This window comes from Xanthomonas prunicola (genome assembly GCF_025266575.1).
GTDB classification, from domain to species: domain Bacteria; phylum Pseudomonadota; class Gammaproteobacteria; order Xanthomonadales; family Xanthomonadaceae; genus Xanthomonas; species Xanthomonas prunicola.
The window spans coordinates 770,205-781,365 of sequence record NZ_CP096142.1; the positions used below are offsets into that span (position 1 = coordinate 770,205).

The 11,161-nt window shown below is 65.1% G+C and carries 12 protein-coding genes; all 12 read left to right on the forward strand.

Annotation, left to right across the window (positions count from 1 at the left end; genetic code table 11):
- The first annotated feature begins 5 nt into the window (after positions 1-5).
- The 12 genes from M0D43_RS03155 to M0D43_RS03210 all read left to right on the forward strand — a co-directional run bounded on the left by M0D43_RS03155 (position 6) and on the right by M0D43_RS03210 (position 11,054).
- The gene (locus M0D43_RS03155; protein ID WP_260807902.1) at positions 6-980 is read left to right on the forward strand and encodes a hypothetical protein; all 975 of its coding nucleotides are present in this window, start codon (positions 6-8) and stop codon (positions 978-980) included.
- Positions 977-2,758, forward strand: coding sequence for a YqaJ viral recombinase family protein (locus M0D43_RS03160; protein WP_260807903.1), 1,782 nt, complete (start codon positions 977-979; stop codon positions 2,756-2,758). Before M0D43_RS03155 ends, M0D43_RS03160 begins: the two co-directional genes overlap by 4 nt.
- The gene (locus M0D43_RS03165) at positions 2,758-2,985 is read left to right on the forward strand and encodes a hypothetical protein (RefSeq protein ID WP_260807905.1); all 228 of its coding nucleotides are present in this window, start codon (positions 2,758-2,760) and stop codon (positions 2,983-2,985) included. The genes M0D43_RS03160 and M0D43_RS03165 overlap by 1 nt, the downstream gene beginning before the upstream one ends.
- Positions 2,982-3,239 (forward strand): hypothetical protein, encoded by a 258-nt coding sequence (locus tag M0D43_RS03170; protein WP_260807906.1) that lies wholly within the window; start codon positions 2,982-2,984, stop codon positions 3,237-3,239. Before M0D43_RS03165 ends, M0D43_RS03170 begins: the two co-directional genes overlap by 4 nt.
- Positions 3,236-3,391: a hypothetical protein gene (locus tag M0D43_RS03175; RefSeq protein WP_260807908.1), complete on the forward strand. Its 156-nt coding sequence runs from the start codon at positions 3,236-3,238 to the stop codon at positions 3,389-3,391. Before M0D43_RS03170 ends, M0D43_RS03175 begins: the two co-directional genes overlap by 4 nt.
- Before the next feature lie 58 nt (positions 3,392-3,449).
- Positions 3,450-5,294: a DNA cytosine methyltransferase gene (locus M0D43_RS03180; protein ID WP_260807909.1), complete on the forward strand. Its 1,845-nt coding sequence runs from the start codon at positions 3,450-3,452 to the stop codon at positions 5,292-5,294.
- Positions 5,291-7,807, forward strand: coding sequence for a DNA methyltransferase (locus M0D43_RS03185; RefSeq protein WP_260807910.1), 2,517 nt, complete (start codon positions 5,291-5,293; stop codon positions 7,805-7,807). The genes M0D43_RS03180 and M0D43_RS03185 overlap by 4 nt, the downstream gene beginning before the upstream one ends.
- Entirely contained in the window at positions 7,804-8,019 is a 216-nt protein-coding gene (locus tag M0D43_RS03190; RefSeq protein WP_260807911.1) for a hypothetical protein, read from the forward strand. Before M0D43_RS03185 ends, M0D43_RS03190 begins: the two co-directional genes overlap by 4 nt.
- A complete protein-coding gene (locus tag M0D43_RS03195) occupies positions 8,016-8,900 on the forward strand; it encodes a hypothetical protein (RefSeq protein ID WP_260807913.1) in 885 nt (294 codons plus the stop codon). Before M0D43_RS03190 ends, M0D43_RS03195 begins: the two co-directional genes overlap by 4 nt.
- On the forward strand, positions 8,893-9,114 hold the full coding sequence (locus M0D43_RS03200) for a hypothetical protein (protein ID WP_226426583.1): 222 nt from the start codon (positions 8,893-8,895) through the stop codon (positions 9,112-9,114). Before M0D43_RS03195 ends, M0D43_RS03200 begins: the two co-directional genes overlap by 8 nt.
- Positions 9,111-9,320, forward strand: a complete 210-nt coding sequence (locus M0D43_RS03205; protein WP_226426584.1) for a helix-turn-helix transcriptional regulator — start codon at positions 9,111-9,113, stop codon at positions 9,318-9,320. The genes M0D43_RS03200 and M0D43_RS03205 overlap by 4 nt, the downstream gene beginning before the upstream one ends.
- 207 nt (positions 9,321-9,527) lie before the next feature.
- On the forward strand, positions 9,528-11,054 hold the full coding sequence (locus tag M0D43_RS03210; RefSeq protein ID WP_252163527.1) for a site-specific integrase: 1,527 nt from the start codon (positions 9,528-9,530) through the stop codon (positions 11,052-11,054).
- Positions 11,055-11,161: the final 107 nt, after the last annotated feature.

Below are 11,161 nucleotides of genomic sequence, written 5' to 3' on the forward strand. Positions count from 1 at the left end.
ACGCAATGAACGCACAAGTACAAGAAGGCCAGCTCGTTCCCGAGGAAGGCATGGCCGCCATGATCAGCCGCTCGGAGATCGAGCAGCAGATCACCACCGCACGCCGATTCCCGCGCTCGCTCAAGCGCTTCCGCGATGAGGCCATCCAGATGGTCACGCTGAGCCAGAGCATCGCGGAGCAATGCGTCTATGCTCTCCCCCGCGACGGCAAGACGATCGAAGGTCCATCTGCACGCTTCGCTGAGATCGTCGCCTCTGCGTGGGGCAATAACCGTGCAGGCGCACGCGTCATCGACGACAAGGGCGAGTTCATCACCGCGCAAGGGGTGTTCCATGACCTGGAGCGCAACGTGGCGATCACCTACGAGGTGCAGCGGCGCATCGTCGATCGGCAGGGCCGCCGCTTCAAGGCCGACATGATCGGCGTCACCGCGAATGCCGCCTGCTCTATCGCATTGCGCAACGCCGTGCTGAAGGGCGTGCCGAAAGCGTTCTGGGAGGACATGTACGTCGAGGCGCGCAAGGTGATCATGGGCGACATCAAGACCCTGGCGAACCGCCGCGCCGACGCACTGGCTCACTTCCAACGGTTCGGGGTTTCCGCCGATCAGGTCTGCGCCAAGCTGGACGTTGCTGGCGTCGAGGATATCGGCCTGGAGCATCTTGTCCTGCTGCGCGGCATCGTAACTGCGATCAAGGAAGGGGACACCACTCCCGAGGACGCCTTCGCAGGCACCGCACCTGCAACTCCCCAGAAGCCGGCCGGTTATAGCGCGGAAGCGTTTGCCGCCGCTCTGCCGTCCTGGAAAGCGGCAATCGAAGGCGGCAAGAAGTCGGCAGCCCAGATCATCGCGATGGCGGAAACGAAGGGTTCCCTCACGGCAGAGCAACGTGCACAGGTTGCGGCCTTCGAGAAGCCTGCACCCGTTGAGCAGTCCGGCCCGACCTCTGGTGAAGGCAGCGAAGGAGAGCAGGCATGAAGATCGTAGAGCTGATCCAGGGCACGCCGGAATGGCATGCCCACCGCGCTACCCACCTCAACGCCAGCGACGCGCCTGCGATGCTCGGCTGCAGCCCGTACAAGACGCGCGCGCAGCTGGTGCGCGAACTCGCTACCGGCGTTGCTGAGGAACACGACGACGCCACGCTCCAGCGCTTCGCCGATGGCCACCGCTACGAAGCCCTCGCGCGCCCCATCGCCGAGCAGATCATCGGCGAGGATTTGTACCCGTGCGTCGGCGAAGACGGGAAGTACTCGGCCAGCTTCGACGGCCTGACGCTGCTCGAGGAAGTCGCGTTCGAGCACAAGAGCCTGAACGATGACCTGCGGCGCGCCTTGGTCGACGGCTGCACGGGTGCAGACCTGCCGCTGCAGTACCGGGTCCAGATGGAGCACCAGGCGATGGTCTCCGGCGCGGTGCGCGTGCTGTTCATGGCTTCGAAGTGGCGCGGCGATGAGCTGGTCGAGGAGCGCCACTGCTGGTACACGCCGGATCCGGAGCTGCGCGCGCGCCTAGTCGCAGGTTGGGAGCAGTTCGAGGCCGACGTCGCCGCCTACGAGCATGTCGAAAAAGCGGAACCGGTGGTCAGCGGACGTGCGCCCGACACGCTGCCATCGCTGCACATCGCCGTGACCGGCATGGTGACCGCGTCCAACCTCGCGGAGTTCAAGGCATCGGCGATGGCCGTGCTGAGCGGTATCAACCGCGAGCTGCAGACAGACGACGACTTCGCCAACGCAGAGCAGACGGTGAAGTGGTGCAAGGGCGTCGAGGAGCGGCTGGAGGCAACGAAGCAGCAGATCCTGGGCCAGACCGCAGACATCGACGCGGTGTTCCGGACGATGGACGAAGTCGCGGCCGAGGCACGCCGCGTGCGCCTGGAGCTGGACAAGCTGGTGAAGGTGGAGAAGGAAAACCGCCGCACCCAGATCGTCGCCAACGGCGTGCAGTCGGTGCGGGATCACTACGCGTCCATAAACGCAGGACTCGACGCGCATGCGCTTGCGGTCCCGGCTTCGCTGCAGGCCGACATCGGCGCGGTGATCAAGGGCAAGAAGTCGATCAGCAGCATGCAGGATGCCGTCGGCACCGCTGCGGCGAACGCCAAGGTCGCCGCCAGCCAGCAGGCCGAGCGGGTACGCGCCAACGTGCGCGTGCTGGAGATGGAGATGGGCACCTTCGCCGGCCTGTTCCATGACCGCGTGCAGCTGTGCGCCACGAAGTCGCCGGAGGATCTGCGCAACCTGATCACCGCGCGCATCACCGAGCAGCGGCGCGTCGATGAGCAGCGGCTGGAAGCGCAGCGCGAGAAGATCCGCCAGGAAGAAGCCGCCAAGCTGGCGCGCGAGCAGGAGGAGCGCGAGGCAGCGCAGCGTCGCGCCGATGCCCAGGCCGAGGCAGCACGTGTCGTTGCCGCAGCGCCTGCTCCCGCTGCTGCAGCTGCTCCCGCCCCGGCCGTAGTGTCGGCGCCGGCACCGGTGGCTCCCGCTGCCCTCTCCCCTGCCCTCGCTCAAGCAGTCAAGTCATTGGCCGCGCCGGCACCGGCCCAGGTGGTGCGCATCAAGCTCGGCGACATCAACGCCAAGATTGCCCCGCTGACGATCACCGCCGATGGCCTTGCGCAGTTGGGCTTCCTGCCGGTGACCATCGAGCGCGCCTCGAAGCTCTACGACGCCGCGCAGCTGCCGGCGATGTTCACCGCCATGCAGAAGGTGTTCGCGCGCGCCGCTGCCGACAGCCACCAGCAGGCCGCGTGATGGCGCGCGTCTGCACCAGCTGCGAGAGGTCGCTCAGCGACTCCGAGTTCCCGACGCAGAACGGGCGCGTGGTCAACGTCTGCGTGCTCTGCCGGAACGACATCAAGCGGGCCCAGACCAGGCTCGCGCCGATCCGCCGTGATCCCGAGCAGATCCAGCTCAACAACGTTGCTGCGCTGTGGCATGGCCCGGTGCGGCGCACTCACCTGCTGAGGTACGCAGCTTGAATCGACAGCACGCCCGCCGCGCGCCCAAGCGCAACGGCGGCTTCTCCTGGGGCCGCTTCCCGACCAGCGACGGCGCCTTCATTACCTGGCGCATGTTCCGCCGTGATCACACCAGCGCGCTGCACATGCATGCGCTCACCTTCACCGCCAAGGACGAGCCGGCCTACGTCGCGAAGCAGCTGCGCCGCGCACGCCGGCAGCTGCGCGATCGCGTGGACGAGATCGACCTGGCCGCTATGGGAGTTGCCGCATGACGATGCACCCGAATGACCGCCTCGCCGCACTCGAGTGGGCACTGGCCCGCGCACGCGACACCGGCAAGACCGACGAGCTGGTGCGGCTGACGCACGTGCCTGCCCTGCAGGAACTGCGCGACGAAGCGCAGCGGGAGGCGCGCGGTGGCTGACGGTTCCTACCCTGCACATATTGAGGTGCGGCCGCGCGGGCGCACGCGCCCACTCTTGGTGGCCGACCTGTTCTGCGGCGCCGGCGGCATGAGTAACGGTGTGGCGCGCGCGGTGCGCGAGCTCGGTCTGCGCATGAAGCTGGTGGGCGTGAATCATTGGGACGTCGCGATCGAGACAAACCGGCGTAACCATCCTGAGCATGCGGCACGCATCGCCTGCGCGAATCTTGAAACGGCGCTGCCGCTGGATCACGTGCCCGAAGGCTATCTCGATCTCCTCATCGCAGCGCCGTCGTGCGTGTTCCACAGCCGCGCTCGCGGCGGCCGGCCGGTGCACGACCAGCAGCGCATGGATCCGTGGCACGTGGTGCGCTGGTGCACCGAGTTGCGAGTCAAGCGCCTGGAAGTCGAGAACGTGCCCGAGTTCATGGACTGGGGTCCGTGCTCGCTGGTGACCGGTAGGCCGATCCCGAGCCGCAAGGGCGAGTACTTTCGCGCATGGGTAGCGGCGCTCGAAGCAATCGGGTTCCGACTGGATTGGCGCATTCTCTGCTGCGCGGACTATGGCGACCCGACCACCCGCCGCCGGTTCTTCCTGATCGGCCGCAGCGATCGCGGCCCGCTCGAATGGCCAGAGCCGTCGCACGCCCGCGCAGCATCGTCTGATCTTGTCGGCACACGTGCCAAGTGGCGCGGCGCGCGAGAGGTCATCGACTGGAGCATGACCGGCGCCAGCATCTTCGCTCGCAAGAAGCCGCTGAAGCCGAACACGATCCGCCGCATCCTGGCAGGCGCAGTGAAATACAGCTGGCCAGCACCATACGTCGAAGCCCTCCAGACGTTGATCGACGGCGGCGTACCGCGCCTGACATTCCCGCGCGCCGAGGCGATCGAACTCGGCCTGATGGCGCCGGACGGCATGGGCATCGTGCTGGCCACGGCCAGCGGAGGCGTTGCGCGAGACCTCGATCAGCCCCTGCCAACCATCACCACCGGCGGCGCCGGCGGTGCGCGTCCTGGCTGCGCACGTCCCCAGCTCGTTGAGCCGTTGATCGTGATGCGCACCAACAGCGATGGCGGGCGCACCTCGCGTCCCATCGATGAGCCCCTGCCCACGATATGTACCGCTGGCGGCGGCTTCCTCGCTGACCCGCTGATCGTCCCGGTGTCGAATAGCAGCAACAAGGCGCCGCCGCGCAGCACCGAGGATCCGCTACGCACGGTCACCACTGCGAAGGGCGGCGATCAGGCAGTTGCAGTGCCCCTGGTGGCGCCTTACTACGGCGGAGGCTCCGGACTGAGCGCCGCTGCGGTGAGCGAGCCCGTGCCCAGCGTGACCACTAAAGCGCGCTTCGGGTTGGCCGAGCCTGTGCTGATGCGCGCCGGCCACGGCGACAGCGATGGTCGCGACCCGGCCAGCCGCATCCTCAATGCCGACGCACCGGTGCCCGCTCTAACCGGCTCCAACGAGGTGGCCATTGCGCAGCCGATCGTCATGCGGGGCAACGTGGGTATTGGCCGCATGCGGGACATGCGCAGCGCGACAGATCCCCTCCCAACGATCACCACGTCGGAGTCGCTGGCCTTTGCACTCCCGGTCACGCACCACGGCGACACGCGCACCCACGACATAGACGAGCCGCTGCCCACCATCGCCGGCGCCAACCGCGGCGAATTGGGCCTGGCCCAGCCAGCGGCGCAGTTCTGCGACGAGGTACGCATCGACATCAACTACCGGATGCTGCATTGGCGGGAGCTGGCGCGCGCGACTTCCTTTGACGACGAGGGCCAGGTGTACGACTTCGCCGGGAATGCCACCGAGATCACGAAGCAGATCGGCAATGCGGTACCGAACCGCACGGCGAAGGCGCTCGCGATGACACTGCTGAGGGACGCGGCATGACCGACCCATATCGCGAGTTCCTGGAGCGCAAGGTGCGCGTCGCGCCGTCGCTCGGGTTCGACGTCTCGTCCGATGATGTGCACCCGCTCCTCAAGCCGCACCAGCGCGACAGCGTAGTGTGGGCATGCTCCGGCGGGCGCCGCGCCCTCTTCCAGCGCTTCGGCCTCGGCAAGAGCATGCAGCAGTTGGAGATCATGCGGCTGGCGCGCGCGCATGCCGGTGGAGCCGTCGGCATCGTGGTGCCGCTGGGCGTGCGGCAGGAGTTCCGCCGCGACGCCGGCAAGCTCGGACTGGAGACACGTTTCGTGCGCACCAGCGCCGAGGTGGATCCGGGCTTCGATGGCATCCACCTGACCAATTACGAGAGCGTGAGAGACGGGAAGCTCGACCCGAACCTGTTCACTGCGGCCAGCCTCGACGAGGCTTCGGTGCTGCGCAGCTTCGGATCGAAGACCTATCAGCAGTTCCTGACCTTGTTCGATGAGGTCCGGTACCGGTTCGTCGCCACGGCCACGCCCAGCCCGAACCGCTACAAGGAACTGATCCATTACGCCGGCTTCCTGGGCGTGATGGACACCGGCCAGGCTCTCACCCGCTGGTTCAAGCGCGACAGCACGCAGGCCAACAACCTGACGCTGTACCCCCACAAGGAACGTGAGTTCTGGCTATGGGTGGCGAGCTGGGCGCTGTTCCTGCAGAAGCCGTCCGACCTGGGTTACAGCGACGAAGGCTATGACCTGCCGGAGCTGACAGTGCATTACGTCGAGGTGCCGGTGGACCACAACACCGCCGGCGCCGAGCGAGATGGCCAGGGCAAGTTGTTTCGCGATGCCGCGATGGGTTTGCAGAATGCGGCGAAGGAAAAGCGGGACACGCTCGGCGCGCGCGTAGCTGCCGTGCAGCAGGTGGTCGCCGCCAGGCCGGATGAGCATTGGCTGATCTGGCACGACCTCGAGGCAGAGCGGCATGCACTGCAGGCTGCCATCCCCGCCGCCGTCAGCATCTATGGCGACCAGGAGCTGGACGAGCGCGAGCAGGCGGTCATCGACTTCAGTGAAGGCGTGATCCCGATCCTATCTGCCAAGCCGGTCATCGCCGGCAGCGGCTGCAACTTTCAGCGCCACTGCCACCTGTCGGTCTATGCCGGCATCGGCTTCAAGTTCAACGACTTCATCCAGTCCATTCACCGCATCCAGCGGTACCAGCAGACGCACCCGGTCGAGGTGTGGATCGTCTACGCCGAGAGCGAGCGCGAGGTGCTGGCCAGCCTGCAGGCGAAGTGGACGCGCCACGAGGAGATGGTAGAGAAAATGAGCGAGATCATCAGGGAATACGGCCTGAGCAAGGCCGCCATGGCGCAAGTACTTCAGCGCTCGATTGGCGTGGAGCGGATCGAGGCCAGCGGTACCGGCTGGACAGTCGCGAACAACGATTGCGTGATGGAGACGCGCGGCATGGCCGACGACAGCGTCGACCTGGTCGTGACCTCGATCCCTTTTGCCAACCACTACGAGTACAGCCCGAGCTACAACGACTTCGGGCACACCGACGACAACGCCCACTTCTGGGCGCAGATGGATCACCTCAGCACGCAGCTGCTGCGGATCCTCAAGCCGGGCCGGATCGCGGCCATCCACGTGAAGGACCGGATCCAGTTCGGCGCGGTCACCGGCGCCGGCGTGCCGACGGTCAGCCCCTTCCATGCGGAGGCGATTTTCCACTACCGGTCGCACGGCTTCGACTACATGGGCCTGATCACGGTCGTGACCGACGTGGTGCGCGAGAACAACCAGACCTACCGGCTAGGCTGGTCAGAGCAGTGCAAGGACGGCACGAAGATGGGGGTGGGCTCGCCCGAGTACATCGTGCTGCTGCACAAACCGCAGACCGATCGCAGCCGCGGCTATGCCGATGAGCCGGTCCGGAAGCAGAAGGCGGATTACACGAGGGCGCGCTGGCAAGTGGATGCGCATGCGTTCTGGCGATCGAGCGGCCGCCGGCAGCTGACGGCCGACGAGCTCGCGCAGTTGGGCCCGGACAAGCTGGCCAAGCTGTTCACCGAGTACAGCCTGCGCCAGGTCTACGACTACGAGACCCACGTGCGCATCGGCGAAGAGCTGGAAGCGCGCGGCGCGCTGCCCTCCACCTTCATGTCGTTGGCGCCGGGCAGCCATGACCCGGACGTGTGGCACGACGTCAATCGCATGCTGACGCTCAACGGCGAGCAGACCCGACGCGGCCTGGAAAACCACATCTGCCCGCTGCAGTTCGACATCGTCGACCGGCTGATTCAGCGTTTCAGCAATGCCGGCGAGCTGGTCTTCGATCCCTTCGGCGGGCTGTTCACCGTGCCGTACCGGGCGCTGAAGCTGGGCCGCCAGGGCCGCGCCGCCGAGCTGTCCACCGCCTACTTCATGGACGGGGTGCGGTACCTGCAGGCGGCCGAGCGCGAGATCGCCATGCCGGATCTGTTCGCAACGATGGACCCGCTGCCGCAGGACCAGGCCGCATGAAGCCCCAGCTCTTCCCGCGCGAGCCGCGCCGGATGAAGCAGCCGGCCAAGGATCTGCTCCGGCAGCAGCTGGCCATGGCCGCCGACCACATCGAGCGGGTCACCGCTGAGAACCACGCTCTGCGCGCGATGTGCGCAGAGCTCATCAACACCTGCCAGGGCAGCGCCGATCAGATGCGCGCCGCGTTGGCGAAATCGGAGAAAGCAGCATGAACGAACAATCCGGCAATTCCGGACAGTTGCAGGGCGATGTGGGGAGCGGTGGTGATGCTCCTATCGACGTTACCGACCCGTGGCGTGGGCTTTACCGAGCGGAGAGCCTGATTGCCAACGGCGATGGCGACCTTTATCACCCCGATCTGCCGAGCTGGCCCGACGATCGGGAGGACGCGCTGGACAAGCTGGTGCACGCTCAGGGCTTCGACTTCCAGATTGTTGCCGGCGAGTTCAGCGATGAGGCTACAGAGGACGGCGGCGAGCTGTATTGGGAGGAAATGCGCGCCTGGAATCCGGAAGCGCCAGAGGGTGAATGGCGTCTTGCATGGAAAGGTGACACCGAGGACGGCCCCTATGCGTGGTTCGTTCGCCCTATGGCGCTGCGGCCGTACCCCGAAGCCCTCACCGCCCGCCAGCCGGCGGGGCAGAAGCCGTTCGAGCTGCGAATTTGCGAGGTGAAGCACACTGTCCTCAAGCCAAACCGCGCCTACATCTTCACCGTTGACGTGAATTGCGAGGCCTGCCGATCGCGCGCAGCCTATGCTGTTGGCGAGGCGCCCGCGCCTGCTGCTGTGCCGGTGGATGGTGAGGGCTGGAGCGGATGGGCGACTCAGTACCCCGGCAAGATGCCGGTATTGCACGGTGCCCGCGAGATTGCTGAGCTGAATTACTACCCCGAAGAGGGTCAGCGGCTGCTTTACCTCGCCACCCACCCCCAGCCGGCAGCGGCGAAGGATGTGCCGGAGCTGTTCGTGCAATGGCTGGAGCGCGAGATGCCTGCGGGCACCATTATCGGCAAGCCTGCCTGGTGGGCGCCGAAGCTGGCACGTGCCTTGCGCAGCGCCGAGCGCGGCGTGCTGGGAGGCTGCAATGGCTGACCTCTTCCCCGGCACCAGGCCTGCGCGCGCAAAGCCGCGCGTGATGATGCATGGCGACGACTTCGGCTACGACGGCGACATCACCCTGGCCCACATGGTCTGCCCGAAGTGCGGCCACTGTGGCGACTGGATGTCGTTTGAGAACGACACCGAGGCCAAGCGCGGTGCGCCCTGTCCAATCTGTAACAGTAAGCAACCGGAGACCACCCGATGAGCACGACCCCGACCAACACCCAACGGCTGCTCCGGCTGCCCGACGTCTTGGACCGCGTCGGCATGTCCAAGTCGACTCTCTATAGCCGCATCCGGGATAAGACGTTCCCCCAGCCCCTTCACCTGGGCACGTCATCGGTATGGGTCGAGTCCGAGGTAACCGAGTGGATCAACGACCAGATCGCCCTGCGCGACAAGGCCGCATGAGCTGGGGGTATCTGTGGGGGCATCTGGCGACAAGCGGCTAACCCATCGCCTTTCGATTCAACACGTTACGGCAGATTGCGGGTAGAGCCCACCTCCACCATCTGATCGCGGAAGAGAGCAGTAAGTGCTTGATTTCGCGAAGGTTAGGCAAGGGGTTTGATGTTCAGTTTGAGCCTGCGTTAGGTATCAAACGAGGTATCAAACCCCGTGCCGAAGCCTTATTTTCTGCGCCGCCCTGCTGGGCTCTATGTGCGCTTCTTCGTCCCGACCGACCTGCAAGCCATCATTGGCTCGCGCTACCTTGTCCGTCCCGTTCGCTTGGCCCTGGGTGATGCTGCCCGTCTGGCCGTGGCACGAACGGCTGTGGCACTCTCGGAAGCATTCGATCAGATGCGGCAGGGAGCGGGCATGCGGGACGATTTGCTGAGCCAGGCGCTGGCCGCGTTGCAAGGGAACGAAGCCCGCCCCTACACCATCAAGGTCGGTGGCGTGGAGCTGTCTGCTGATGGGGCCGAAGACCACGCCCGGCTGCTGGACGCGCTGAAACACCTCCCTCTTCAGCAACTGGCTTCTGTGAAGAGCGCCGGACCGCTGCTGTCAGAGCGCGCCACCATCCACATCAGTGAGATGCGGCGTGTGGGGCGAAGCGCCAAAAACGTGCTCGATACCGAACACAGCTTGGGTCTGTTTGTAGCGCTTGTCGGCGACAAGCCGGTCGAGGACTACAAGACCGATGACGTCCGAAAGTTCCTGGATGCGCTTGAGCACTACCCCAGCAACGCCACCAAGAAGGCGGTGTTCGCCGGCCTCACCCCTGTCGAAATCCTGAGCAAGGCGCGGCAAGGTGGTCACGAACTGCTAAGCATGCGCACCAAGGAAAAGCATCGCGATCGCATTGCGTCCTTCTTCAACGCCTTGGCGAACGAAGACCTGATTAGCAAGGCGCCTCACAAAGCCATCCTCAATCGTGCCAAGTCGCTCACCGATGAGCCGAGTCGTGATCCGTTTAGCCAAGCCGAGCTTGAAGCGCTGCTCGAACTGAATGCATTCACGTCCTGGGCGAAGAAGTATCCCCATCGATGGTTTGGCACGCTGTTGGGATTTGCCACCGGTGCTCGGGTCAACGAGGTCGCTCAGCTCTATGTTGACGACATCGGTAAGGTCGGCGACTTCTGGGGTGTGCATTTCCGTGGAGCCAAGCCGGATCAACGCTTGAAGAACCCCCACTCCTCCCGCTTTGTGCCCCTACCCACATCCCTGATCGATGCCGGATTTTTGATCTACGTGGATGAGGTCAAGTGCGCAGGCTTTGACCGACTGTTCCCGCACCTGCCCTACAACGCCGAAAACGGCTACGGCGACGCGCTTGGGGATCAGTTCCGGGCCTATGCGATCAAGCAAGGGCTGACCCAACGGCTCAAAAGCTTTCACTGCTTCCGGCACACATTGTCCAACTCGCTGGTCAATGAGCACGGCATCTCGCTTCCCATTTCCCAACAAATCACCGGGCACGAGTTGACGCTTCCGCCAGGCTTGAAGCATTACGTCGATCCGCCTTCCGTCCCCGCTCGCTTTTCAGCCATTGAGCAGTTTGGCCCTCCACTTCCTCTACCTGCTTACACACCAGGGCAATTTAATCGGTCGTTCAAGCAGGTTCGCCACATGGAACGGCGACGTGAGCAGGCGGCAGAGAAGAGGACGACCAAGACGCGGACAACCGGTTGGAAGAATTAAGCAGCTTGAGCGTTCTTGTCCCGCCACCTGCCTCCCCACTTCAGTCTGACTTCCTTCGTGGCGACCACACCTAAGCGAACCCAACAACATAATTTCAACGATTCACG